23 protein-coding genes are annotated in these 23,157 nt (G+C 70.9%); 6 read left to right on the top strand and 17 right to left on the bottom strand.

From position 1 onward, the window contains the following. Positions 1 to 27 precede the first annotated feature (27 nt). Together BKE38_RS06145 and BKE38_RS06140 are read left to right on the top strand one after the other, a co-directional pair. The gene (locus BKE38_RS06145; protein WP_076956480.1) at positions 28 to 1,407 is read left to right on the top strand and encodes an aldehyde dehydrogenase family protein; all 1,380 of its coding nucleotides are present in this window, start codon (positions 28 to 30) and stop codon (positions 1,405 to 1,407) included. Positions 1,408 to 1,681: 274 nt separating this feature from the next. Continuing rightward, positions 1,682 to 2,581 carry a replication protein RepA gene (locus BKE38_RS06140; RefSeq protein ID WP_076956479.1) on the top strand — a complete coding sequence of 300 codons (900 nt, stop codon included), beginning with the start codon at positions 1,682 to 1,684 and terminating at the stop codon, positions 2,579 to 2,581. Between the two features lie 188 nt (positions 2,582 to 2,769). On the opposite strand, the gene BKE38_RS06135 is transcribed toward BKE38_RS06140, so the two are convergent. The 3 genes from BKE38_RS06135 to BKE38_RS06125 form a co-directional block, all read right to left on the bottom strand. Beyond that, positions 2,770 to 3,480, bottom strand: a complete 711-nt coding sequence (locus BKE38_RS06135; RefSeq protein ID WP_076956478.1) for a hypothetical protein — start codon at positions 3,478 to 3,480, stop codon at positions 2,770 to 2,772. Next, a complete protein-coding gene (locus tag BKE38_RS06130) occupies positions 3,477 to 4,151 on the bottom strand; it encodes a ParA family protein (RefSeq protein WP_076956477.1) in 675 nt (224 codons plus the stop codon). The genes BKE38_RS06135 and BKE38_RS06130 overlap by 4 nt, the downstream gene beginning before the upstream one ends. Before the next feature lie 167 nt (positions 4,152 to 4,318). Further along, a complete protein-coding gene (locus BKE38_RS06125; protein ID WP_076956476.1) occupies positions 4,319 to 5,020 on the bottom strand; it encodes an ArsR/SmtB family transcription factor in 702 nt (233 codons plus the stop codon). 246 nt (positions 5,021 to 5,266) lie between these two features. On the opposite strand from BKE38_RS06125, the gene BKE38_RS06120 reads away from it, so the two are divergent. Continuing rightward, positions 5,267 to 6,472 (top strand): MFS transporter, encoded by a 1,206-nt coding sequence (locus tag BKE38_RS06120; RefSeq protein ID WP_076956475.1) that lies wholly within the window; start codon positions 5,267 to 5,269, stop codon positions 6,470 to 6,472. Here the strand turns inward: BKE38_RS06120 and BKE38_RS06115 are convergent. Both BKE38_RS06115 and otnK read right to left on the bottom strand, forming a co-directional pair. Next, entirely contained in the window at positions 6,469 to 7,110 is a 642-nt protein-coding gene (locus BKE38_RS06115; RefSeq protein ID WP_076956474.1) for a class II aldolase/adducin family protein, read from the bottom strand. The two genes, BKE38_RS06120 and BKE38_RS06115, sit on opposite strands and share 4 nt — an antisense overlap. Beyond that, positions 7,107 to 8,384: a 3-oxo-tetronate kinase gene (otnK, locus tag BKE38_RS06110; protein ID WP_076956473.1), complete on the bottom strand. Its 1,278-nt coding sequence runs from the start codon at positions 8,382 to 8,384 to the stop codon at positions 7,107 to 7,109. Before otnK ends, BKE38_RS06115 begins: the two co-directional genes overlap by 4 nt. Positions 8,385 to 8,519: 135 nt before the next feature. Between otnK and BKE38_RS06105 the strand changes: the two genes are divergently transcribed. Further along, positions 8,520 to 9,929, top strand: a complete 1,410-nt coding sequence (locus BKE38_RS06105; RefSeq protein ID WP_076956472.1) for an amidase — start codon at positions 8,520 to 8,522, stop codon at positions 9,927 to 9,929. Here BKE38_RS06105 and BKE38_RS06100 read toward each other — a convergent pair whose 3' ends face one another. From BKE38_RS06100 to BKE38_RS06080, 5 genes are all read right to left on the bottom strand, one after another. Then, on the bottom strand, positions 9,930 to 10,778 hold the full coding sequence (locus tag BKE38_RS06100) for a metal ABC transporter permease (protein WP_242662234.1): 849 nt from the start codon (positions 10,776 to 10,778) through the stop codon (positions 9,930 to 9,932). It lies immediately after the preceding gene. Next, positions 10,775 to 11,635, bottom strand: a complete 861-nt coding sequence (locus BKE38_RS06095) for a metal ABC transporter permease (protein WP_076956471.1) — start codon at positions 11,633 to 11,635, stop codon at positions 10,775 to 10,777. Before BKE38_RS06095 ends, BKE38_RS06100 begins: the two co-directional genes overlap by 4 nt. Next, positions 11,632 to 12,600 (bottom strand): metal ABC transporter ATP-binding protein, encoded by a 969-nt coding sequence (locus BKE38_RS06090; RefSeq protein ID WP_278247607.1) that lies wholly within the window; start codon positions 12,598 to 12,600, stop codon positions 11,632 to 11,634. The genes BKE38_RS06095 and BKE38_RS06090 overlap by 4 nt, the downstream gene beginning before the upstream one ends. 2 nt (positions 12,601 to 12,602) lie before the next feature. Next, entirely contained in the window at positions 12,603 to 13,523 is a 921-nt protein-coding gene (locus BKE38_RS06085) for a metal ABC transporter substrate-binding protein (RefSeq protein WP_076956470.1), read from the bottom strand. 196 nt (positions 13,524 to 13,719) lie between these two features. Beyond that, positions 13,720 to 14,889 (bottom strand): amidohydrolase/deacetylase family metallohydrolase, encoded by a 1,170-nt coding sequence (locus BKE38_RS06080; protein ID WP_076956469.1) that lies wholly within the window; start codon positions 14,887 to 14,889, stop codon positions 13,720 to 13,722. A 131-nt stretch (positions 14,890 to 15,020) separates the two neighbouring features. On the opposite strand from BKE38_RS06080, the gene BKE38_RS06075 reads away from it, so the two are divergent. Next, positions 15,021 to 15,818, top strand: a complete 798-nt coding sequence (locus tag BKE38_RS06075; RefSeq protein WP_076956468.1) for a hypothetical protein — start codon at positions 15,021 to 15,023, stop codon at positions 15,816 to 15,818. On the opposite strand, the gene BKE38_RS06070 is transcribed toward BKE38_RS06075, so the two are convergent. Further along, positions 15,815 to 16,402, bottom strand: coding sequence for a TetR/AcrR family transcriptional regulator (locus BKE38_RS06070; RefSeq protein WP_076956467.1), 588 nt, complete (start codon positions 16,400 to 16,402; stop codon positions 15,815 to 15,817). The two genes, BKE38_RS06075 and BKE38_RS06070, sit on opposite strands and share 4 nt — an antisense overlap. Positions 16,403 to 16,501: 99 nt before the next feature. Between BKE38_RS06070 and BKE38_RS06065 the strand changes: the two genes are divergently transcribed. Next, positions 16,502 to 17,239, top strand: a complete 738-nt coding sequence (locus tag BKE38_RS06065) for a 3-oxoacyl-ACP reductase family protein (RefSeq protein WP_076956466.1) — start codon at positions 16,502 to 16,504, stop codon at positions 17,237 to 17,239. A 280-nt stretch (positions 17,240 to 17,519) separates the two neighbouring features. On the opposite strand, the gene BKE38_RS06060 is transcribed toward BKE38_RS06065, so the two are convergent. From BKE38_RS06060 to BKE38_RS06035, 6 genes are all read right to left on the bottom strand, one after another. Next, a complete protein-coding gene (locus BKE38_RS06060) occupies positions 17,520 to 17,870 on the bottom strand; it encodes an ArsR/SmtB family transcription factor (RefSeq protein WP_076956465.1) in 351 nt (116 codons plus the stop codon). Between the two features lie 6 nt (positions 17,871 to 17,876). Then, the gene (cydX, locus tag BKE38_RS06055) at positions 17,877 to 17,987 is read right to left on the bottom strand and encodes a cytochrome bd-I oxidase subunit CydX (protein ID WP_076956464.1); all 111 of its coding nucleotides are present in this window, start codon (positions 17,985 to 17,987) and stop codon (positions 17,877 to 17,879) included. Between the two features lie 14 nt (positions 17,988 to 18,001). Then, entirely contained in the window at positions 18,002 to 19,153 is a 1,152-nt protein-coding gene (cydB, locus tag BKE38_RS06050) for a cytochrome d ubiquinol oxidase subunit II (protein ID WP_076956463.1), read from the bottom strand. Between the two features lie 7 nt (positions 19,154 to 19,160). Further along, on the bottom strand, positions 19,161 to 20,747 hold the full coding sequence (locus BKE38_RS06045) for a cytochrome ubiquinol oxidase subunit I (RefSeq protein ID WP_076956462.1): 1,587 nt from the start codon (positions 20,745 to 20,747) through the stop codon (positions 19,161 to 19,163). 85 nt (positions 20,748 to 20,832) lie between these two features. Then, positions 20,833 to 22,512, bottom strand: coding sequence for an amino acid ABC transporter ATP-binding/permease protein (locus BKE38_RS06040; RefSeq protein WP_076956461.1), 1,680 nt, complete (start codon positions 22,510 to 22,512; stop codon positions 20,833 to 20,835). Beyond that, positions 22,509 to 23,157: ATP-binding cassette domain-containing protein (locus BKE38_RS06035; RefSeq protein ID WP_165694122.1), on the bottom strand; the 649-nt coding region annotated here is incomplete at its 5' end. The genes BKE38_RS06040 and BKE38_RS06035, both read right to left, overlap by 4 nt.

Here is a 23,157-nt window from a genome sequence, read left to right as displayed (position 1 = left end):
CCGCGGCGCGGGCTTATCTGGGCAGGGATGCATCCCTGCCCCGACACGGCTGCGCTGACGGCGCTGCAAGCCTTCTTCCACACCGGCGCGACGCGTCCGCTGGAAGCCCGGCGGGCCGCGCTGCGCCGGCTGGCGCAGGGCCTGGCGCGCCTCGAAGACGCGTTCCTCGAAGCGCTGCACAGTGACCTCGGCAAGCCCGCCTTCGAGGCCTGGACCTCGGAAGTCCTGCCGCTGCGGCAGGAGCTGGCGCATGTGCAGAAGCACCTGGCGCGCTGGATGCGGCCGCGCCGCGTTGCCATGGGCCCGCTGCACTGGCCAGCCCGCGCCGCGCTGCAGCCGGAGCCGCGCGGCGCGGTGCTGATCCTCAGCCCCTGGAACTACCCGCTGCAGCTGGCGCTGATGCCGCTGGTCAGCGCGCTGGCCGCCGGCAACACCGTGCTGCTGAAGCCTTCGGAATTCGCGCCGGCGACCGCCGCGCTGCTGCAACGACTGGTGGAGGAGAGTTTCGACCCGGGTCACGTCCGGCTGCTGCAGGGCGATGCCGGCCTCGCGGCGCGGCTGACCGCGCAGCCCTGGGACCACATCTTCTTCACCGGTTCGGTGGCCACCGGGCGGAAGGTGGCGCTGGCCGCGGCGGCAAACCTGGCGAGCTGCACCCTGGAGCTCGGCGGCTGCAATCCGGCCATCGTCGAGCCGACCGCCGATCCGCGCATCGCCGCGCGCCGCATCGTCTGGGGCAAGTTCCTGAACGCCGGCCAGACCTGCATCGCGCCGAACCACGTGCTGGTGCATGAGGATCTCCGCGACCGCCTGCTCGACGCCCTGCGCCAGGCGATGATCGACTTCTACGGGGCCGATGGCGCGGCGGCGCAGCGCCTGGCGCATCGCGGCCAGTTCGACCGCATCGCCGGGCTGCTGGGCCAGGGCCAGATCCTGCAGGGCGGCAGCATGGCCGCCGGCCGGCTGCATGTGGCGCCGACCCTGATGGTCGATGTCGCGCCGGACTCGCCCCTGCTGCGCGAGGAGATCTTCGGGCCGATCCTGCCGGTGGTGCCCTGGCATGACGAGCGCGGGCTGGTCGCGACGCTGCGGGCCGGGCCCTCGCCGCTGGCCACCTATCTGCATGGTCGCGACGAGGCGCTGGCCGGGCGGCTGCAGGCCGCGACGCGCTCCGGCGCCTTCGTCCGCAACGACAATGTGCTGCAGGCAGCGGTGCCCGGCCTGCCCTTCGGCGGCGTCGGCGCCAGCGGCCAGGGCCGCGCGCATGGCGAGGCCGGCTTCCGCGACTTCAGCAACCCGCGCAGCCTCTACCAGCAGAGCCCGCGCATCGACCTGCCGACCCGCTACCCGCCCTATGGCAACCAGCTGCCCTGGCTGCGCCGCCTGTTCCGCCGCACCGGCCTGTGACCGAGTCGCGGCATCGCCCGCCAACCCGCTGGGAATGCTGCGAATGGGACCTGCCCGGAACCAGACTCCACACGGCCATCGCAGGATATCCACAGCGGGAGACGAAGATCCCCAGGAGTCAGTTTCCGCCTTCTATGGAGTCTGGCGCCGCGACTCGCGCTTGTCCCGTGGAGCCTGGGTCCACAGACTAATAGAAGAATCAAATAGCCTTCGAATTGCTTCTGGAAGCAGACTCCAAATTGACGAGAGACAGGCTTGGCGACCATTTTGCGCCATGGCCGAGGTTCATCAGCTCATCATCCGGCATGGCATCGACCACGCCCGCCAGCAGGCCGACAGCAAGCATGAACGGCTGCTGGTGGAAGCTGCCTACCAGGTCCTGTCGGAAGATGCCGAGAAGATCGGCTTCACCTATAGCGGCTTCGCCCTGACCTCGCTGCCGCACAAGCCGCAAACCGACGTGGTCTGGCGTCGCGAGGGGCACAACCTGACCCTGCTGCTGGAATCCGGCTATGACCGCTCGGGCAAGCCGACCGGCATTCCTTACGGCTCCTATGCCCGCTTCATCCTGCTGTTCCTGCAGAGCGAGGCGGTGCGCGCCGGCTCGCGCGAGATCGAGCTCGGCCGCAGCATGCGGGTCTGGCTGGGCAGCATGGGGCTGTCCATCGGCGGCACCACCTACAAGCTGGTGAACGAGCAGGCGAAGCGCATCTCCAACTGCCGCCTGCAGTTCTTCACCGACCGCGCCGGCAAGGAGGTGATGCGCCATGGCGGCTTCGTCGATGGCAGCATCAGCATGTCCAACATGGTCTCCGACCAGCCGGCGCTGTGGCAGGACCGGGTGCTGCTGAACGAGGAATTCTACCGCGCACTGAAGGACCATCCCGTCCCCGTTTCGGAGAACGCGCTGCGCGCCATCGGGCCGCGCTCCATGGTGATCGACGTCTATATCTGGCTGGCCTATCGCCTGCACGTGCTGACGCGGGATGTCGAGGTCAGCTGGATGGCGCTGCACGCGCAGTTCGGCGGCGGCTTCAAGCTGATCCGCAAGTTCCGCGCGCATTTCATCGAATGCCTGGAACTGGCGCTGGCCGCCTATCCGGATGCCCGTGTCTCGGTCACCGAGCGGGGCATCACGCTGTCCCCTTCCCGGCCGGCGATCGCCAAGCTCTAAGGGGTTCTCCCTGCCCTACCCTGCCGGAAGGCGCCCCTCGCCGGGCGCCTTTTTTCATGGACTCAGCCCCGGCGGGCACCAGACTCCACGCGGAACCAGACTCCACAGGGCGGAACCAGACTCCACGGCCGGAGCGTCAAGGGAGCGGCCGGCACCAGACTCCAAGCCCGGCAGCAGACTCCACGCAGCTATCCTTCCTCGCCGGACAGGATGGCGCTGATCTGCCGGCGGCGGACCCGCAGCCTGGCCAGCTGCTCCACCAGGCGACGGCGGTCGGCCTCGATGCGGCGCAGCTCGGCCAGCAGGCGGTTGCGGTCCAGGCCCGCCGGGCGATGCCGGGCGACAGCCAGGACCTCTCGGCGGAACTGGATGACGGCGTTGCGGGTGACATCGGCGCGCAGCAGCCCGCGCAGTTGTGCCTCCTCCAGCTCGGCCGGCTTCAGCAGCGCAAGCTGGTAGGCCGTGCCGTAGGAGCCCGGCAGCACCTCGAGCGGCAGCCGCCCCTCATCGACGGCGAGTGCGATCTGGCGGAACTGGCTGGCCACCGTCTCGCTGAAGGGGAACAGCTGCTGGAAGCCCAGCCGCAGCCGGTCACGCTCATCCCGCGTCAGCTCGCTGTCCAGGTCGTTCAACGCCCGGCCGATCTGCACGAAGGCGTTGCGCGCCTGACTCCAGGCCTCGTTCACCTCGCCGCGCAGCTTCAGCAGCGAGCGCACCTTGCGAGGGTCCTTCGGCAGGCTGGTGCCGGCGAAGACCTTGGCGATGGTGCGCATCGCCTCCTCGTCCACCGTGATCAGCTCGGCGATGTCCTTGGCGCGGCGATCCGGCGGTGCGCCCGCGGCGCTCTGGTCGACATCCAGCGACTTCAGCGCGTTGCGCGACAATCCAGGGCGCTTCACAGGCCGACCTCCCGCGCGACATAGGACCAGAGCGCCTCGAAGGTGTCGTTGGCGCGCCCACGGTTGAAGTCCAGCACGCCAAGCCCCTTGCCGGCGCTGACATGGATATCCTCCAGCAGCGGGATCTCGATCGGGCACAGCGCGCCGCCCTGCAGCAGCTTGGCGCGGATGCTTTCATAGCTCTTGGTGCGGCGATTGGCCTTGTTCAGGATGAAGGCCGCCTTGACCTCGGCCGAGGCCAGGGTCGCCATCCAGGGCATGACGCTGTCGACATCGTCCTGCGTCGCCCCCGTCGGCACCAGCACGAAATCCGCCGAGGTGCAGAGGCTGATGGCAGCGCTGTAATGCACCTCGATGCTGGGCGGCGTGTCCAACACCAGCAGCTGCGTCCCCTCCCCCGGCTTCAGCGCATTGCGCCAATTGCCAAGCTCGGCCTCGCGCACCGGCACCTCGGGGCATTCGGGAAAGCTTTCGCGCACCCGCTCGCGGCGGATCGCCCATTTGTGCAGCGTGCCCTGGGGGTCAAAGTCGACGCCCTCGGCCCGCAGCCCGCGCTTGGCGGCCGCGACCAAAATGTTGCGGACCAGAGACGATTTCCCCACGCCGCCCTTGGGGCTCGAGACCAGGATGGTCCGGCATCGCTCGGGTTTCTTGACGGTGCGGGCTGGCATGGCGACCTCGTCGTAGCTGTCGAGGAATCCTCTACACGTCCCTCCCCTGCCCGACCAGTTTCCCTCACCAGTTCTACAAGGGAAAATTTCTCTTCGTCGTGGCGCTGCTAGATGGCGGCGCCACGGCGTCTCACCCCGGCAGTTTTACAAGGGAAAACCGCGGCGCTTCAGAAGTCCTGCGGCGACAGGGCGAAACGTTGATGCAGCGCCTGCCAGCCGAGCGGCGTCACCGTGATGGCCCGGCTGTCGCCCACCCGGCGCATCCAGCCCTGCTCCAGGCAGAAGCCGCAGAGCGCCGTGCCCAGCCGGCCGGCCAGATGCGGGCGCCGCTCGCTCCAATCCAGGCAAGGCCGGCAGATGAGGCGGCCGCCGCGCGCCTCCGGCAGGGCCAAGCCCATCTCGGCGAAGAAGCCCCGCCCGGCCTCGGTCAGCGCGCCACCATCGGGCGACAGCTCGATCTGGCCACGCGCCGCCAGCCGGTCGGCCAGGGCGACGGCGACCTGGCCGGCCAGATGATCGTAGCAGCTGCGCAGCAGCCGCATCGCCGCATCCCGCGGGCCGGTGCGCGGCCGGACCGGGGCAACTGCCACCTGTCCTGCGGCGACGGCCATGATGCTCTCCAGCATCTGCGCGACCGCCGCCGAGGCCAGTCGGTGGTAGCGATGCCGCCCCTGCCGCTCCATCGCCAGCAGTCCGGCCTCGGTCAGGCGGGCCAGATGGGCGCTGGCGGTCTGCGGCGTGATGCCGGCCGCGGCGGCGAGCTCGCTGGCCGTCAGCGCCCGGCCGTCCAGCAGCAAGGCCAGCATGGTCGCGCGGGCCGGGTCGCCGATCAGCGCGGCGATGCCGGCGAAGCCTGCGGTGCTCAGCATGCGCTTCCTTCCCAGTGCGGCCTTCTTTCTATCACGGCGGGCTGCGTCATGCTTCGACCGGCGCCGTAGCATCCCGCGCCCCGCAGTCGCGACAAGGTCGGCTGCAGAAGGAGCCGCGCCATGGCCTTCACCGACAATTCAGGATCTTCCTCCGCCCGGGCGGAACCAGAATCCACGCGCCGGGGGGCAGACGTCACCGCACGGCCTTGCCATGCTGCCGCCATCCCACCGGACGGGCCTGACGCGATGAAGACCGAAACGAGGTTCTTTGGCTGGAAGGTGGTGCAGGCGGGCTTTGTCACCGCCTTCTTCGCCTGGGGCATCGGCTTCTACGGCCCGCCCATCTTCCTGCAGAGCCTGTCGCAGCAGCATGGCTGGCCGATCGGGCTGCTCTCGGCGGCGATCACCGTGCAGTTTCTGACCGGGGCGGCGGTCGTGTCGCAGCTTGCCGGGCTGCACCGGCGTTTCGGCCAGGTTGCGGTGCTGCGGGCCGGTGCTGCGCTGACGGCCATCGGGCTGCTCGGCTGGGCGACGGCGCAGCAGCCTTGGCAGCTGTTCCTGGCGGTGCCGCTCAGCGCCGCCGGCTGGGCGGTGACCAGCGGCGCAGCGCTGAACGCGGCCGTCGCGCCCTGGTTCATCCACCGCCGGCCGATGGCGCTGGGCATGGCCTACAACGGCGCCAGCTTCGGCGGGCTGATCATGTCGCCGCTCTGGGTGGCGCTGATCGGTGCGCTGGGCTTTTCCGCCGCCGCCGGGCTGGTCGGCGCCATCTTCGCTGTGCTGCTGTGGTGGATGGCCGGGCGGTTCTTCGCGCCGACGCCGGCTGCGATGGGCCAGCAGCCGGATGGCGAGGCACTGTCAGCGGGTCCGGCCGCGCCGCCCATCGAGGCGGCGCCCCTGACAGGGAATCCCTGGCGGGATGCGCGCTTCGCGACGCTGACGGCGGCGGCCAGCCTGGCGCTCTTCGCCCAGATCGGGCTGGTGGCGCATCTCTTTTCCATCCTGGTGCCAATGCTGGGCGCGGGCGCTGCCGGGCTGGCCATGGGGGGTGCCACGGGCTGCGCCATCCTGGGGCGGATGGTGGTGGGGCGGTTGCTGCGGCCCGGGGCCAGCCGGCGGCAGGCGGCGGCGCTTAACGGGGTGGTGCAGGCGGCGGGCTCGGCGCTGATGCTGGCCGGGTCCTTCGGCTCGGTGCCGGTAATGCTGGCAGGCTGCGCGCTGTTTGGCCTGGGCATCGGCAATGCCACCTCGCTGCCGCCGCTGATCGCCCAGCGCGACTTCCGCGCCGAGGACCTGCCACGCGCCGTGGCCCTGGTCACCGCGACCGGACAGGCGGCCTATGCCTTCGCGCCGGTGACCTTCGGCCTGCTGCGCTTCGATTCTGCCCTGCTGTTCCTGGCGGCGGGAGCGCTGCAGCTGGTCGCTGCAGCCCTGATCCTGGCGCGGCGCTAGCGCGGAACCGGCTTGCCGTAGGTCTTGTAGCGCTCCTTCGCCGCGGCGACTTCTTCGGCCGACAGGATGCGGGGCGTCCCGGCGCCGCGCGCGAGAAGGAATTGGCGCGCCAGGGTTTCCAGGCGCAGCGCGGTGGCCAGCGCCGTCGCCGCATCCGGCCCCTGCACGATCATGCCGTGGTTTTCCAGCAGGCAGGCCTTGTGGCCGATGATGGCGTGGCCGGCGGCTTCGGCCAGCGCCGGCGTGCCGAAGGCGGCATAGCGGGCGATGGGCACCGTGGCGCCGCCGAAGCCCACCACCATGTAGTGGAAGGCGGGCAGCGGCTCGCCCAGGCAGGCCAGCGCGGTGCAGGCATCGGCATGGCTGTGGATGACGCAGCCGGCTTCAGGACAGGCGGCATAGACTGCGGCATGCATCGGCCATTCGCTGGAAGGCGCGCTGCCGGCGGCGGCCGGGCCCAGGATCGGCATGCGCACCATCTGCGCCGGCGTCAGGCTTTCTGCCGTGGCGCCGGTGGGCGTCACCAGCATCTCGGCGCCGACCCGGGCACTGACATTGCCGCTGCTGCCATGGTTCAGCCCATGCCGGGCCAGCGCCTTGTAGGTCTCGACCAGGGAGGCGGCGAGGCTGTCGGTCATGCTGCGGTCTCCAGGGCGGCCAGGCTGCTGGCGAAGAGGTCGATGGCGCCCAGCTTCCCGGATTTCAGCACCAGCGCCAGGGGTTCGGGCTGTTCGGCCAGGCACCGCCCGACGCCGAGCGCGGCAAACGGCGCCACCTGCAGGCGGGTGATGCCCAGCGCCTGCACCACGGCGCCGGAGCTCTCGCCGCCTGCCACCACCAGCCGCCGCACGCCGCGCGCGACAAGGCCCTGGGCCAGCGCGCCCAGCAGCGCCTCGGCCCGCCGCCCGGCTTCGATCGGCCCGAGGGCGGCCTGGGCGCGGGCGACGGCCTCCGGCTCGATCGAGGGCGACAGCGCCACGGGCCCGGCGCTCAGCCGCGGCGTCGCCCAGTCCAGCGCCGCCGCCACGGTCTGATCCAGCGGCGCCAGGGGATCGAGCAGCCGCACCGGATGGCCGGCGTCGCGGAACGCGAAAAACTGGGCGCGGGTCTGCTCGGCGCAGCTGCCGGCCAGGACGGCGCCATGGCCGTGCACCGCGGGCAGGGCAGGGGGCGTGGCACCCTCCAGCCAGCCGCGCTGCCGCCACAGCGGCGGGTAATGGGCCGCGATCGAGGCGCCGCCGGTCGCCAGCTTCCAATCCAGGCTGGCGGCGGCCAGGGCCTGCAGGTCGGTCTCGACGACGGTGTCGGCGATCAGGAAGGGGCGGCCGGCGGCGAACTCGGCCTCCGCGTGGCGGCGGATAGAGTCGGGGCCGGCGGTGATGCCTTCCAGGAAGAGGCTGCCGATGCCCAGGCGCGTCTGCGGCGCCAGCACCCGGCGCAGGTCGGATTGCGTCATCGGCGTCAGCGGGTCGTGCCGCTTGGGCGATTCGGCCAGCAACTGGTCGGCCACGAACAGATGGCTGCGGAACACGGTGCGCTTCGCTTCCGGATAGGCCGGGCAAAAGATCACCGGGCCCGACGGCGCGCCGGCGCAGAGCCGCTCGGCCATGTTGCCGATATTGCCCTCGGCGGTGCTGTCGAAGGTGGCGCAGTATTTGAAGAAAAGCTGGCGTGCGTTCAGGCCAGAGAAACGCGCGACGCAGGCATCGGCCAGGGCCTCGGCCTCGCGCGGCGGCGCGACACGGCTTTTCAAGGCGACGACGATGGCGTGACGTCCTTCCGCCGTGTCGGGCACCGCCTCGGGCCCGACGGCCAGCAGGGTGGCGGCGCCGCCGGCGACCAGCATGCCGGCCAGCTCCACCGCGCCGGTCAGGTCATCGGCCAAGGCGCCGAGAAGCAGGGGAGGGGCCATGGATCGCTCCTTGCGCGACGCTCAGATCAAATATGATATATCCAAATGGCCCCGAGGGAAGCCCGCCCGTTGATCCGGGCGTGGAGTCTGCTTCCGCCCCCTCTTCCGGCCATCGGACAGCAAGAGGTTCCAGGCATGAACGAGACCGATCTGTGCTTCACCCCGGCGACGGCGCTGGGCGATGCGATCCGCGCCAAGCAGGTCGCGCCCAGCGAGGTCACCGCCGCCGTGCTGAAGCGGATCGAGGCGCTGGAGCCGAAGCTGAACGCCTTCGCCCACCTGGCCGCCGAGCAGGCGATGGAGGCCGCCCAGGCCGCCGACGCGGCGATCGCCAGGGGCGCGCCGCTGGGCCCGCTGCACGGCATCCCGGTGACCATCAAGGACCATGAGGCGGTGGCCGGCCTGCCGGTCGAATACGGCACGCATCTGCGCCGCGGCGACGTGGCCACGGCCGACAACGTCATGGTCGCCCGGCTGCGCGCGGCCGGCGCCATCATCCTGGGCAAGACGACGACGCCGGAATTCGGCTGGACCGGCGTCAGCCATTCGCCGCTGACCGGCATCACCCACAATCCCTGGAAGCAGGGCTTCAACGCCGGCGCCTCCTCGGCCGGGGCAGGGGTGGGGGCGGCGGCCGGCTATGGCCCGCTGCACCAGGGCAGCGACGGGGCGGGATCGATCCGCATGCCGGCGCATTTCTGCGGCGTCTTCGGGCTGAAGCCCAGCTATGGCCGTATCCCGCAATCGCCGATGGCGGCCAGCGACTACACCGTGCATCTGGGGCCGCTGACCCGGACGGTGGCCGATTCCGCGCTGATGCTGAAGGTCATGGCCGGGCCGCATTCCGAGGACCAGTCCAGCCTGGAGGCGCAGCCGGCCGATTATCCGCGCCGCCTGGGCGACCGCCCGCGCCGCCCGCGCATCGCCTTCAGCGCCGACCTCGGCCATGCCCGGGTCGATCCGGAGGTCGCGGCGCTGGTGGAAAAGGCGGCGAAGGCGTTTGAATCCGAACTCGGCTTGGCGGTGGAACCAGCCTCCACCCCCTGGGGCCCGCGCGGGCCGGAGCTGGCGCGCTTCTTCTGGCCGGCGCATTTCAGCCGCCATGCCGACCGGGTGGAGGAATTCCGCGACCGCATGGACCCCGGCTTCGTCGCCTGCCTGGAGGCCGGGCTGCACATCTCCCTCAGCGACTACCAGAAGATGCGGATCGTGAAGTATGCCTATTGCGCCGAGATCCACCGCTTCTTCGAGGATTGGGATTTCCTGATCACCCCCGCGGTCTCCACCGCCGCCTTCCCCGCAGAACTGCTGCAGCCGCCGCATTGGCCGCAGCACCCCTGGGACTGGATGAGCTGGGCGGAGTTCTCCTACCCGTTCAACCTGTCGCAGAACCCGGCGGCCAGCATTCCCTGCGGCTTCACCAGCGACGGGCTGCCGGTCGGAATGCAGATCGTCGGCCGGCGCTTCGACGATCTGGGCGTGCTGCAGATGGCCGCGGCCTTCGAGGCGGTGCGGCCCTGGGCGCAGCACCGCCCCCCCGTCTGATCAGCCGGCGGACGAAATCCGGCGACGCGCCGCCAGCAGCCCGTGCTGCGGCGCGAAGACCAGGGCCAGGGCGAAGAGGCCGGACAGCACCAGCACGATGCTGCCGGCCGGCGAGACGTTGAAATGGAAGCTCAGCACGATGCCGGCGGCGTTCGACAGAAGGGCGCTGCCGGCGGCGATGGCGGCCATGCGGCCGAAGCGGTCGCTCAGCAGATAGCCGATGCAGCCCGGGGTGATCAGCAGGGCGACGACCAGGATCACGCCCACGGCCTGCACCCCGGCGACCACCGCCGCGGAGAGCAGCGCCAGGAAAAGGTAGCGCAGGGCAGAAACATTCAGGCCGATGCTGCGGGCATGGCCGGCATCGAAGCAGAACAGCACCAGGTCACGGCCCTTCACCGCCAGCACCGCCAGAACCGCGCCGCCAACGGCCAGGGTCTGCCAGAAGTCTTCGGCCTCGATGCCCAGGATATTGCCGAAGAGGATATGGGTGATGTGGGCCTCGGTGGTCAGGAAGGCCAGCATCACCAGCCCGGCGGCGAACATGCCGGTGAAGACGACGCCCAGCGCCGCATCCTCCTTCACCCGGCTGTGCGACTGGACGAAGCCGGCCGAGAGCGCGCAGGCCATGCCGGCAGCGAAGGCGCCGATGGCGATGGGAAAGCCCAGCGCCGAGGCGATCACCACCCCCGGCAGCACCGCATGGGCGATGGCGTCGCCCAGCAGCGACCAGCCCTTCAGCACGATGTAGCAGGACAGCAGGGCGCAGGCGGTGGCCACCAGGCTGCCGATCAGCAGGGCCTCGCGCATGAAGTCATGGGCGAAGGGGGCGAGCAGGGCCTCGATCACAGGCTGGCCTCCATCGCCGCGCGGCGGGCACGGCGGCCGGCCAGCAGCCCGTGCCGGGGCGCCACGACCAGCACGACGGTGAAGAGCAGCGCCTGGAGGCTGACGATGACGCCGCCGGTGGAGCCGTCGAGGAAGTAGCTGGCATAGGCGCCGAGCAAGGCGGTGCCGGCGCCGATCGCCGTCGCCAGCTGCAGCATGCGACCGAAGCGGTCGGTCAGGAGGTAGGCGGTGGCCCCGGGCGCCACCAGCATGGCGATGACCAGCACGGCGCCGACGGCGACCATGGCGGCGACGGCGACGGCGGCGACGCTGCCCAACAGCAGGATCTGGAGAAGAGACGTGTTCAGGCCGATGGCCCGGGCATGGCCGGCATCGAAGCACCACAGCATCAGGTCGCGCCCGCGCAGCAGCATCACCGCCAGCACGCCGCCCGTGACGATCAGCAGCTGCAGCGTGTCTTCCGGCGCGATGCCCAGCACATTGCCGAAGATGATGGTCTGCAGCCGGATATTGCTGGGGAACAGGGTCAGCAGCACCAGGCCGGCGCCGAAGAAAGCGGTGAAGACCACGCCGATGGCGGCATCCTCGCGGATGCGGCTGTTGCGGCGGATGAAGCCCATGACCCAGGCCGCCAGCAGGCCGGAGGCGAAGGCGCCCAGCGCGAAGGGCAGCCCCAGGATCCAGGCCAGCGCCACCCCCGGCACCACTGCATGCGACAGGGCGTCGCCCAGCAGCGACCAGCCCTTCAGCGCGACGAAGCAGGAGAGCAGCCCGCAGATGGCGCCGATCGCCGCCGAGACCAGCATGGCGTTGCGCATATACTCGTAGTCGAAGGGGATCAGCAGGGCCTCGATCATTCGGGTCGCAGCTGCCCCAGCAGGCGGCCCTCGGCATCCATCACCAGCTGCGCCCCGTCCGGGCCGGGCACCAGGGTGACGCTGGCGCCGGCGGCCTGGGTGGCGGCGGTGCCGCCGAAGGCGCGCGCCAGGTTCGCGGGCGTGAAGACTTTCTCCGTGGGGCCGGCGGCGAGCACGGTGCCCTTCACCAGGGCGACCTGGTCGCAGAAGCCCGGGACGCTGGCCAGGTCATGGGTGGAGACGAGAATGATCCGCCCCTCGGCCCGCAGCTCCCGCAACAGGGAGACAATCTGCTCCTGGGTGGTGACGTCGACGCCGCCGAAGGGCTCGTCCAGAAGGATGATGCGGCCGTCCTGGGCGAGCGCGCGGGCCAGGAAGACGCGCTTCTTCTGCCCGCCCGACAGCTGGCCGATCTGCCGGTCGGCGAAGTCGAGCATGCCGACGCGCGCCAGCCCCTGCTCCACCGCGCGGCGATCGGCGGCCGAGGGGATGCGCAGGCTGTTCATGTAGCCGTAGCGGCCCATCATGACCACGTCGCGCACGCTGACCGGGAAGGCCCAGTCGACCTCCTCGGCCTGGGGCACATAGGCCAGCCAGTTGCGGCGCTGGGCGGTGGCCACGCTTTCGCCGGCGATGCGGACGGTGCCGGCGGCGGGCGTCACCAGCCCCATCACCGCCTTGAACAGCGACGACTTGCCGGCGCCGTTGACGCCCAGCAGGCCGCAGATGGTCGGCCGGTCGAGGACGAGAGAAGCATCGCGCAGCGCCACATGGCCATTGGCATAGGCGACGGTCGCGCCCTCGACCCGCAGCTCCATGCGGGGGGCGGCGGCCGCGGCGGGGGTCTCGGTTGCCGTCCGTTCAGCGAAGGGCGCGATGCGCTCGATCAGCCAGCCGCCGAAGCCGCGCAGGGGCGAGCGCGGGAAGACCAGGGGAGGCGGGCCAGAGGCGGCGCCCATCAGCATGCTCAGCTCCTCCGGTCCTGGAAGGCGGCCAGGATCGCCTTCGCGTTGAAATCCAGCAGGCGCAGGAAGCTCGGCGCGTCGCCTTCCGGCCCGGTCAGGCTGTCGACATGGAGGACGCCGGCGAAGCGCGACCGCGCCTCCCGCGCCACCTGCTGCATCGCCCGGTCGCTGACGGTGCTTTCGCAGAAAAGAACAGGAATCTTCTGGCGGCGGACGGTGTCGACCACTTTCCGGATCTGCCGCGGCGTGCCCTCTTCCTCGGCATTGATCGGCCAGAGATACAGCTCCTGCAGGCCGTAATTGGCGGTCAGGTAGGAGAAGGCGCCCTCGCAGGTCACCAGCCAGCGCTGCGCCTCGGGGATGCGCGACAGCTGGGCGCGGATCGGCGCGTCGAGGGCGCGGATCTCGGCGGTGTAGCGCGCCGCATTGGCGGCATAGACCGCCGCATTGGCCGGGTCGGCCGCGGCCAGCGCCTTGCGGATATTCTCGACATAGACCACCGCATTGGCCGGCGACATCCAGGCATGCGGGTTGGCACGGCCCTTGTAGGGGCCCTCGGTGATGGCGATGCCCGTGATGCCGTCGGTCAGCACGGCGGAAGGCACGTCCTTCACGCGCTGGAAGAAGCGCTCGAACCAGCGCTCCAGCCCCATGCCGTTCCACAGCACCAGGTCGGCGGCCTGGGCCTTCACGATGTCCTGGGGGGTGGGCTCGTAGTCATGGATCTCGGCGCCGGGGCGGGTGATGGAGTCCACCACCGCGGCGTCGCCGGCCACGTTCTGCGCCATGTCCTGCAGGATCGTGAAGGTGGTCACCACCCGCAGCGGGCGGTCGCGCGCCTCGGCGAGGGAGGGCAGGGCCAGCAGCCCGGCCAGCAGGGCCAGGCCAGCGGTCTTGGCGGCAATCCGTCGCGTCAGGCGCATCCAGGCTTCCTCTTGAAGGTCGAGCTGTGGTCACGGCAGGCATTTGAGGCCCGCCATTGAGCATGTAGCCGAGGCTACAATCAAGAGGCCTGGTTGAGGTTTCGTCAGATCGCCACATTTTGCGGTGAGGGGCGGGTGGGCTGAAACGAAAACGGGGCCGCAAGGGCCCCGTCCAAGCTCGGCACTGGAAGAAGGGTCAGATGGTGCCGTGGATCGGTTCGTCGGCGGACCGGCCATGCCACCAGCGGCCATTGATCACCACGCCCTCGGCCACCAGGCGCTGGCTGCCTTCCAGCCGCTCGCCGACCACGTCGACATAGTCGAAGCGGCCCTCGCGCAGCGACAGGATGGAGGCGTCGCCGATGCTGCCCGGCTTCAGCGTCCCCAGCTCCCGCCGCTGCAGCGCCGCCGCCGCCAGGTTGGTCGAGGCGGCGATGACGTCGGACAGCGGCACGCCGAGGCACAGGAACTTCGACAGGGTGGTCACCTGGTCGAAGGCCGGCCCGGTGATGCAGAGCGAATGAACATCCGACGAAATGGTGTCGGGCATGAAGCCGTTGGCCAGCATGGCGCGGGCGGTCTTGAACGAGAAAGACCCCTGGCCATGGCCGATGTCGAACAGCACGCCGCGGTCGCGCGCCGCCAGCACCGCCTGCTTGACCTTGCCCTGGGCGTTCACCGGCGAATTGGGGAAGGGGCGGAAGGCATGGGTCAGCACGTCGCCCGGCCGCATCTGGGCGATCACCTCCTCATAGGAGGGCGGCGGGTGGTCGATATGCACCATCAGCGGCATGCCGACCTCGTCGGCCACCTGCAGCGCGATGTTCAGCGGCACCGCCCCCGAGGTGCCGGAGGAATGCCGCCCCACCCGCACCTTGATGCCGACCACGACGTCGCGGTTGGCGTCCGCCACCTGCACCGCCTCGATCGGGTTCATCAGGCGCAGCTCCTCGCTCTCGCCCACCATGACGCGCTTGGAGAAGCCGAAGATGCCGGCATGGGAGACGTGCAGATAGGCCAGGATGCGGACCTGGCTGCGCTCGATGACGTGCTTGCGGAAGCCGGCGAAATTGCCCGGGCCGGCGCTGCCGGTATCGACCGCCGTGGTCACCGCCGAGATCCGCGCGAACTCTTCCGCGTTGACGCCCAGCGAGGTGCCGCCGTCATAGACATGGGTGTGCAGGTCGATCAGGCCGGGGGTAACGATCAGCCCGCTGACATCGCGCCGCTCGCAGCCCGGCGGCGCCTCGATCGAGGGCGCCAGCTTCGCCACCTTGCCGCCCTCGAAGGCGACATCCATCACCGCGTCGATCTTCTGCGACGGGTCGACCACCCGGCCGCCGGCCAGGATCAGGTCATAGGCCATCCGCTCGTCTCCCAAAGCTTGCTGGCCGGGAGCCTGCCACCCCCCGGACCGCCTTCCAAGATGCGTGGAGTCTGGTGCCGCAGGCCCCGTCACGGGGGAATGATGCGACCCTGGCGGAACCGCTTCCTATCTTGCGCGGCATGAAAACCGCTGCCCTCGCCGCCGCCTTCCTGACCCTGCCGCTCGCCGCTTGGGCCGCCGACCCCGCGCCCCCCTCGCCCCGGCAGGTGGAGGATTCCTTCTGCGCCCGCCGCGACGCCGAGGGTGCCTGCCGGCTGGCGGATGGCCAGGTGCTGTCCTTCTGGTGGGGCAGCCGGGTGACCCTGCCGGCCGGCGGCGAACTGTATCTGGGCCTGGCCACGGCGCAGCCGGCGCCGACGGGCGGTGTCGTCTTCACCGCCCCCGACGCCACCCTGCCGCTCTACCAGGCGAGTTTCCGCCGCGAGGGCAGCCGCTGGATCCCCGCCAGCCTGCAGGCCGGCATGGGGCGCATCGGCACGGGCGGCGCCGGCGGCGACGCGCCGCAGGTCGACGAGAAGGCGCCGCTGCGGCAGCACGCCCTGCCGGGCGGCGACCTGATCCTGGCGCTGCGCACCATCAGCAGCTTCCAGGGCAGCTCGATCTACGGCTTCGAGATCTTCAAGCTGGAGGCCGCGCGCAGCCAATGGCGCTACGCCGGCACCATCCCCGGCGGCAGCGACAACGGCGCTGCATGCATGCCGCCGCAAAGCCCCTGCGTGACGCTGGAAGGTGCGCCCGTCTTCGACGCCCGCGTCGCCATGGCGCGCCCCGGCTGGCCGGTGATCGTCATGTCCCTCGACCGCAGCGAGGAGCGCGACGGCCGCCCCGTCACCCTCTCCGGCGCCGAGATGAAGCGCTACGGCTACGACCCCGAGCGCGGCGCCTATCGCGAGCTCGGCGACAACTAGGCCGCGGGCCAGGCGGCCATGGCGACCTCCGCCATCGCCGCCAAAGCCGGCTGCGCGGCGCCGTCGCGCGCCTGCACCGACATGCCCTGCTGCACGCCGAGATAGAACCGCCCCAGCGCCGCGACATCGACCGTTCCGGGCAATTCCCCCGACCTCTGCGCCGCCGCCAGCCGGCCGGTGACCTTCTCCAGGATGGCGGCGCGCATCTCGGCCAGCAGCGCCTGGGCCTGGCAGGCCCCCGGCTCGCCGATATTGGCCAGCGTCACCATGCAGCCGCAGGAATCCTCGGCCAGGGTCCCGGCCGAATCCAGCAGCAGTGACCGGATCGCCTCGCGCGCCGTGGGCGCCGCGTCGAAGCCGGTCCAGATGCGCGGGCCGAAGCGCTCGCCATAGAGCTTCAGCGCCTCGGCATAGAGCGCCTCCTTGCTGCCGAAGGCGGCATAGAGGCTGGGCGAGCCAATCCCCATCGCCTGGCACAGCTCGGCCACCGACGTCGCGCTGTAGCCGCGCCGCCAGAACAGCAGCATGGCCGAGGCCAGCGCGCGCTCGCGATCGAAGCTCCGGGGACGTCCGCGTTCCGCCATGGCACCTAATTCTCTGTCGATCGATATATAATTCACTTGACGCGGGGCTTCAACCGGCGCCAGGATTTATGTATCGAACACCACAGAAAGACGCTCACCATGGATCTTCTCGGCAAGCGCGCCCTGGTCACCGGCGGCTCCCGCGGCATCGGCGCCGCCATCGCCCGCGAGCTGGCGCGCCGCGGCGCCGACGTCGCCATCACCTATGTCAGCTCCCCCGAGCGCGCCGCGGGCGTGGCGAAGGAGATCGAAGGCCTCGGCCGCCGCGCCCTGGCCATCGCCGCGGACAGCGCCGATCCCGCCGCTATCAAGCACTCGGTGGAGGAGGCGGTGGCCGGCCTCGGCGGCCTCGACATCCTGGTGAACAATGCCGGCGTCGCCCGCGGCGGCCCGCTGGAGTCGATGAGCCTGGACGACATCGACGCCATCATCGACGTCAACATCCGCGGCGTGGTCCTGTCGATCCAGGCCGCCATCCCGCACCTGTCGCAAGGCGGCCGCATCATCAGCATCGGCTCCTGCCTGGCCGAGCGCGTGGCCATGCCCGGCATCAGCGTCTATTCGATGAGCAAGTCGGCGCTGATCTCGCTGACCCGCGGCCTGGCCCGCGACCTGGGCCCCCGCGGCATCACGGTGAACCTGGTCCACCCGGGCCCGACCGACACCGACATGAACCCCGCCGCCGGCCCCCAGGCCGAAGCCCAGCGCGCGGGCATCGCCCTCGGCCACTACGGCAAGCCGGAAGACATCGCCGGCGCCGTGGCCTACCTCGCCGGGCCGGGCGCCGCCCAGGTGACGGGGACGGGGATCGTCGTGGATGGGGGGCTGAACGCGTAAGGGAAGACAGGGGCAGAGAAGGCAGGGACAGGTCGGGGGAATGAATTCCCCCGAACCCCCATCTTTTTTCTGATCACCGGCCTTTTGCAGACCTGCGCTTCGATGGCGCCCGCCCCCGGGTGTCACGGCGGGACGCCATTTCATAAAAAAAGCGCGCCCTTACAGGTCGCGCTTTGGCTGGGCCGGGCCACGTACTGTCGTCACGTGGACATGGCAATCTGACAGAAAGAAGAAGGGGTCCAGGGGAATTCATTCCCCTGGCCTGCCCAAATGCTTCTCTTCAGTTCACCACGACAGCTTCAGAGCTTTCTTCTTCATCTTGATAGATGTCGTGCAGCACCCCCAGCAGCCGTGCGACCCGCGGATCGGCGACGCGGTAGTGGATGGTCGTCCCGGCGCGGCGGGTGGCGACCAGGCCGTCCTCGCGCAGGCGGGCCAGGTGCTGGGACAGCGCCGGCTGGGACAGGCCGACGAGCTCGGCCAGGCGGCCGACGGTGACCTCGCCTTCGCCGATCAGGTGGCACAGCAGCAGCAGGCGGCGTTCGTTGGCCAGCATGCGCAGCAGGTTGGCGGCCTCGGCGGCGTGGGTTTCGACGTCGGCGAGGGGGTTGTGGAAGTCAAGCATGTCCATGGCGCGTCATTCCTGCGGGGCGATTTCGCCCTGTTCCATCAGTTCGAACCACATCGCGTTCAGCACCGCAAAGGCGGCGGCCAGGGGCAGGCCGAGCAGCCAGGCAAAGTACCACATGGTCGTCGTTCCTTTCAGTAGGCGTCGGAGCTGTCGCGCACGCTGGCCTCGCTGACCTTCCCCCAGAGGACCCGGTAGACCCAGGCGGTGTAGGCCAGGATCAGGGGCAGGAAGATGGCGGTCGCGACCAGCATGATGAACAGGGTGAGGTGGGAGGAGGAGCTGTCCCAGACCGTCAGGCTCGAGCGCGGGTCGAGCGAGGAGGGCAGCAGGAAGGGGAACATCGACAGGCCGGCGGTCGAGATGATGCCGAAGGTGGCAAGCTTGCTGCAGAGCAAGGTGCTCACCTCCCGCCCGGCGCGCAGGCCGAGGAAGGCGCCGAGGATGCCGAGGAAGCCGGCGACGGGGGCGATCAGCATCCAGGGGTACGTCGCGTAGTTGGCGAGCCAGCTGGCGCCGTCGCGGGTCACTTCCTTCAGCAGGGGCGCGGAGGGGCCGGCCGGGTCGATCGGGCTGGTGATGCGGTAGCCGCCGAGCCAGAGCCAGGTCAGCAGCCCGCAGAAGGCGAAGAGGCCGAGCGCCGCGAGGGCCGCGATGCTACCGTAGCGGCGGCCGCGCGCGGCGACGGGGCCGGTGGCCTTCAGCGACAGCCAGGCGCCGCCATGCATCACCATCATCGACAGCGACAGCAGCCCGCAAAGCAGGGCGAAGGGGTTGAGCAGGCCGAAGAACGAGCCTTCGTAGCGGATGCCGTATTCATCGGTCAGCCGGAAGGGCACGCCCTGCAGCACGTTGCCGACGGCGACGCCGAAGATCAGCGCGGGGACGAAGCCGCCGGTGAACAGCGCCCAGTCCCAGGCGGCGCGCCAGCGCGGGTCGTCGCGCTTGCCGCGATACTTGAAGCCGACGGGGCGCAGGATGAGGGCGGCGAGGACCACGAACATCGCGAGATAGAAACCCGAGAAGGACACGGCGTAGAGCTGCGGCCAGGCGGCGAAGATGGCGCCGCCGCCGAGGATCAGCCAGACCTGGTTGCCTTCCCAGACCGGGCCGATGGTGTTGATGGCGACGCGGCGCTCGAGGTCGGTGCGGCCGACGAAGGGCAGCAGCGCGCCGACGCCGAGGTCGAAGCCGTCCGTTGCGGCGAAGCCGATCAGCAGCACGCCGAGCAGCACCCACCAAATCAGCCGGAGGGTCGGGTAGTCGAGGAGCTCATGCAGGATCATGACACGGTCACTCCGCCGGGATGGCGCGCGGCGGCGCCTGTCCGGCTGACAGCATTGGAGCGGGGGCGGGGGCCGGCTGCGGGCCCTTGCGGATCGCCTTCAGCATCAGCCCCATCTCGACGACGGCGAGGACGCTGTAGAACAGGGTGAAGCCGGCGATGGTGATCAGCAGCTCGGTGATGCCGACATGGGAGACGGCCATGGCGGTGGGCAGCACGCCTTCGATGATCCAGGGCTGCCGGCCGAACTCGGCGACGATCCAGCCCATCTCGGCGGCGATCCAGGGCAGCGGGATCGACCAGACGGCGACCCAGAGCAGCCAGCGATACCGATCCAGCCTTCTGCGCGCGGACAGGAAGAAGAACACCGCGGTCAGCAGGATCATGTACATGCCGATGCCGACCATGATGCGGAAGGCCCAGAACAGCGAGGGCACATGCGGCACCGTGTCCCAGGCCGCCTTGGCAATTTGTTCTTCCGTCGCCTGGCGCGGGTCGTCGACATAGCGGCGCAGCAGATAGGCGTAGCCGAGCAGCCGGCCGTTCTCTTCAAACGACGCGGTCACTTCCGATGGCACGCCGGCGCCGCGCGCGGCCCGGATCTGCTGCAGGGCGTCATATGCCAGAATACCCTGGCGGATGCGGGATTCGGCGCGGACCACGAGGTCCTTGATGCCCGGCACCTCGGTGGTCAGCGAGCGAGTCGCGATCAGCCCCATCACCGCCGGGATATGGATGGCGTAATGCGTCTCGCGCGCCTGCTGGTCGGGGAAGCCGAAGGCGGTGAAGGCGGCGGGGGCCGGCTCGGTCTCCCACATGGCCTCGACGGCGGCGAGCTTCATCTGCTGGTGCTCGGTCGCCAGATAGCCGCTCTCGTCACCGAGCACGACGACCGACAGCGACGCCGCCAGGCCGAAGGAGGCGGCGACCGTCATCGAGCGGCGGGCCAACGCCAGGTGGCGGCCCTTCAGGACGTACCAGGCGGAGACGCCCAGCACGAAGAGCGCGGCGGTGACATAGCCGGCCGAGACGGTGTGGACGAACTTCGCCTGGGCCACGGGGTTGAAGACCACGGCCCAGAAGTCGGTGACCTCCATCCGCATGGTCGCCGGGTTGAAGGCGGCGCCGACCGGGTTCTGCATCCAGCCATTGGCGATCAGGATCCACAGCGCCGAGAAGTTGGAGCCGATGGCCACCGCCCAGGTCGCCGCCAGATGCCCCAGCCGCGACAGCTTGTCCCAGCCGAAGAAGAACAGCCCGACGAAGGTGGCTTCCAGGAAGAAGGCCATCAGCCCTTCGATCGCCAGCGGCGCGCCGAAGATGTCGCCGACATAATGGCTGTAGTAGCTCCAGTTCATGCCGAACTGGAATTCCATGGTCAGCCCCGTGGCCACGCCGAGCACGAAGTTGATGCCGAAGAGCGTGCCCCAGAAACGGGTCATCTCCCGCCACACGGTGCGGCCGGTCATCACATAGACCGTTTCCATGATGGCCAGCAGGATCGACAATCCGATCGTCAGGGGCACGAAGAGGAAGTGGTAGAGGGCGGTCAGCGCGAATTGCAGCCGCGATAGGGATACGACGTCCAGTTCCATCCGATGCCGCCGGGGGAGGGCCCCGGTGTCCTCTCGGTTGCGGCGCCGCGGGAGCACGGCGCCGGTGATTCAGCAAGGGGCGGCCTCAGTCCGGGCGGAGCATCGCCAGGGTGGCGGCGTAGCCCGCCTCCCCGCGGCGATGCTCGGCGACCAGGCGGCCGTCCTCCAGCAGCAGCAGGCGGTCGGCGAGCTCAGCCTCCCGCCGGATATGCGTGGCCAGCAGCAGCGTCGCTGCCTCGGCCCGCGCGGAAATCCGTGCCAGCACCTCGCGCGCCAGCAGCGGGTCGAGGCCTTCGGTCGGCTCGTCCAGCAGCCAGAGCGGCGCGCCGCGCAGCAGCAGCCGGGCCAGCGCCAGCCGCCGCGACTGGCCGGCGGAGAGCCCCGCGCCGCCCTCGCCCAGCCGGGCAGCCAGCCCGCCCGGCAGCGCGGCGACGGCGGTGTCCAGCCCGGCATCGGCCAGCGCCTGCCACAGCACGGCGTCGGGTGCTGCCGGGTCGGCCAGGCGCAGATTGTCGGCCAGGCTGTCCTGGAACAGCTCGCTGCGCTGGGTCATCAGGCAGGCCGGCAGCGCCGCGACCCGGCCCTGCCAGGGGGCGAGCTCGCCGGCCGCCAGCGCCAGCAGGCTCGACTTGCCGGCGCCGCTGGCGCCGATCACCGCGACCCGCTCGCCGGCGCGCAGGCTGAAGGAAATCCGCTGCAGGACCGGGGCCGCGGCGCCGGGATGGCCGGCGGTGACGGCGTCCAGCCGCAGCGCCTCGCCCATCGGCGGCAGGGGCAGGGCGGCCGGCGGCGGCGCGGCTTGCAGGCGCGGCGCCAGGCGGCGGGCGGCCAGCAGGATGCGGCCGAGTTCCACCGCGCCGCGGCGCAGCAGCCCGAAAGGCTCCAGCGCGGCGAAGGCGACCAGCAGCGCCATCGCCGCCTGGGGGGTGGTGATGGCGCCGTCCTCGACCAGGGCGCCCACCGCCAGCAGCGTGCCGGCCAGGGCCAGGCTGCCGGCCAGGCCGAAGCCCAACCCCGCGCCAGTCTCGATGCGGTGCAGCGCGTCCTCGGCATCGGCCAGCCGGGTTTCGGCGGCGAGCACGGCGTCGCGCTGGGCCGGCAGGCGGCCGGCCAGCAGCAGCTCCGCCTGGCCGCCCAGCAGGTCGGTGGTGCGGGCGCGGAGCGCCTCGGCGGCATGGGCGCGGCGGCGGGCCGGGCGGCGGCCGGCGCGCGCCGCGGCGACGGGCAGGCCGAGCCCCGCGGCCAGCAGCAGCGCCGCCAGCCCGAGCCCCAGCGCCGGATGCAGCAGGCCCAGCGACACCCCGGCGCCGAGCGCCACGCTCAGCGCCGCGCCCAGCGGCATCAGCAGCCGCAGATACAGCCCGTCCAGCGCGTCGACATCGGCGGTCAGGCGGAACAGCAGCCGGGCCGGGCGCGCCATCAGCTGCCGCGCCGCCATCGGCGCCGCCCAGCCGCGAAACAGCCTTTCCCGCAAGGCCGCCAGGACGGCCAGGGTCGCGTCATGGGTGACCAGCCGCTCGCCATAGCGGCCGGCGGTGCGGGCGATGGCTAGGAAGCGGATGCCGGCGCCGGGGCGGAAGACGTCGAAGCCGATGGCGGCGCTGGCCGATAGCCCGGCCAGCGCGGTCGCGGTAATAAACCAGCCCGACAGGCCGAGCAGGGCGACGCCGGCCAGCATGGTCGCCGCCGCCAGCGCAGCGCCCACCAGTAGCGCGCGCCGCTGCGCCTGCCAGAAGATCGAGAGAACCGGGAGAAGCGTGTTCACAGCACGACAATCCTGTCCATGCGGGCGGCCAGCACGGGGTCGTGCGTCGCCAGCAGCAGGCTGCGTCCCTGGCACAGCGCCAGCAGCGTCTCGGTGGTGAAGGCCGCGGTGGCCGCGTCCAGATGGGCGGTGGGCTCGTCGGCCAGGACCAGGGTCGCGGCCGGGTCGACCAAGGCGCGGGCCAGGGACAGGCGCAGCGCCTCGCCGCCGGACAGGCCGAGGCCGGCCTCGCCGATGCCTTGGGGGCCGTGGCGCCGTGCCACATGGGCGAGCCCCGCCAGGCGCAGCGCGCGTTGCGCGGCGGCCTCGTCCAGGGCGGCGCGCTGCAGTGTCACGTTGCGGGACAGCGAGGCATTGAAGAAGAAGGGCTTCTGGCCGACCCAGGCGATCTGGGCGCGGAGCTCCGCGGGCGCCGCCGCCATGTCGCGGCCGTCGATCAGCACGCGGCCGGCCTCGGGCCGGGCCAGGCCGGCGATCACCGCCAGCAGGCTGGACTTGCCGATGCCGCTGGGGCCGAGCAGCGCGACATGCTCGCCGGGCGCGATCGCCAGGCTGAGATCGGTGAAGACGGCGGCCGAGGCGCCGGCATGGCGGAAGCGCAGTTTTTCGACGGTCACCGCCGGCGGCAGGCCGGGGGTGGCGATG

Source organism: Teichococcus deserti, from assembly GCF_001982615.1.
In the GTDB taxonomy this organism is placed as follows: Bacteria; Pseudomonadota; Alphaproteobacteria; order Acetobacterales; family Acetobacteraceae; genus Pseudoroseomonas; species Pseudoroseomonas deserti.
The sequence above is the reverse complement of the archived record's forward strand: the minus strand, read 5'-3'. Positions and strand labels throughout refer to the sequence as shown.

Excerpts from the sequence above, each read along its gene's own strand:
- BKE38_RS06145 (WP_076956480.1), top strand. The coding sequence starts at position 28 with ATGCATCCCTGCCCCGACACGGCTGCGCTGACGGCGCTGCAAGCCTTC.
- BKE38_RS06140 (WP_076956479.1), top strand. The coding sequence starts at position 1,682 with ATGGCCGAGGTTCATCAGCTCATCATCCGGCATGGCATCGACCACGCC.
- BKE38_RS06130 (WP_076956477.1), bottom strand. The coding sequence starts at position 4,151 with ATGCCAGCCCGCACCGTCAAGAAACCCGAGCGATGCCGGACCATCCTG.
- BKE38_RS06125 (WP_076956476.1), bottom strand. The coding sequence starts at position 5,020 with ATGCTGAGCACCGCAGGCTTCGCCGGCATCGCCGCGCTGATCGGCGAC.
- BKE38_RS06120 (WP_076956475.1), top strand. The coding sequence starts at position 5,267 with ATGAAGACCGAAACGAGGTTCTTTGGCTGGAAGGTGGTGCAGGCGGGC.
- BKE38_RS06115 (WP_076956474.1), bottom strand. The coding sequence starts at position 7,110 with ATGACCGACAGCCTCGCCGCCTCCCTGGTCGAGACCTACAAGGCGCTG.
- otnK (WP_076956473.1), bottom strand. The coding sequence starts at position 8,384 with ATGGCCCCTCCCCTGCTTCTCGGCGCCTTGGCCGATGACCTGACCGGC.
- BKE38_RS06105 (WP_076956472.1), top strand. The coding sequence starts at position 8,520 with ATGAACGAGACCGATCTGTGCTTCACCCCGGCGACGGCGCTGGGCGAT.
- BKE38_RS06095 (WP_076956471.1), bottom strand. The coding sequence starts at position 11,635 with ATGATCGAGGCCCTGCTGATCCCCTTCGACTACGAGTATATGCGCAAC.
- BKE38_RS06090 (WP_278247607.1), bottom strand. The coding sequence starts at position 12,600 with ATGCTGATGGGCGCCGCCTCTGGCCCGCCTCCCCTGGTCTTCCCGCGC.
- BKE38_RS06085 (WP_076956470.1), bottom strand. The coding sequence starts at position 13,523 with ATGCGCCTGACGCGACGGATTGCCGCCAAGACCGCTGGCCTGGCCCTG.
- BKE38_RS06080 (WP_076956469.1), bottom strand. The coding sequence starts at position 14,889 with ATGGCCTATGACCTGATCCTGGCCGGCGGCCGGGTGGTCGACCCGTCG.
- BKE38_RS06070 (WP_076956467.1), bottom strand. The coding sequence starts at position 16,402 with ATGGCGGAACGCGGACGTCCCCGGAGCTTCGATCGCGAGCGCGCGCTG.
- BKE38_RS06065 (WP_076956466.1), top strand. The coding sequence starts at position 16,502 with ATGGATCTTCTCGGCAAGCGCGCCCTGGTCACCGGCGGCTCCCGCGGC.
- BKE38_RS06060 (WP_076956465.1), bottom strand. The coding sequence starts at position 17,870 with ATGGACATGCTTGACTTCCACAACCCCCTCGCCGACGTCGAAACCCAC.
- cydX (WP_076956464.1), bottom strand. The coding sequence starts at position 17,987 with ATGTGGTACTTTGCCTGGCTGCTCGGCCTGCCCCTGGCCGCCGCCTTT.
- cydB (WP_076956463.1), bottom strand. The coding sequence starts at position 19,153 with ATGATCCTGCATGAGCTCCTCGACTACCCGACCCTCCGGCTGATTTGG.
- BKE38_RS06045 (WP_076956462.1), bottom strand. The coding sequence starts at position 20,747 with ATGGAACTGGACGTCGTATCCCTATCGCGGCTGCAATTCGCGCTGACC.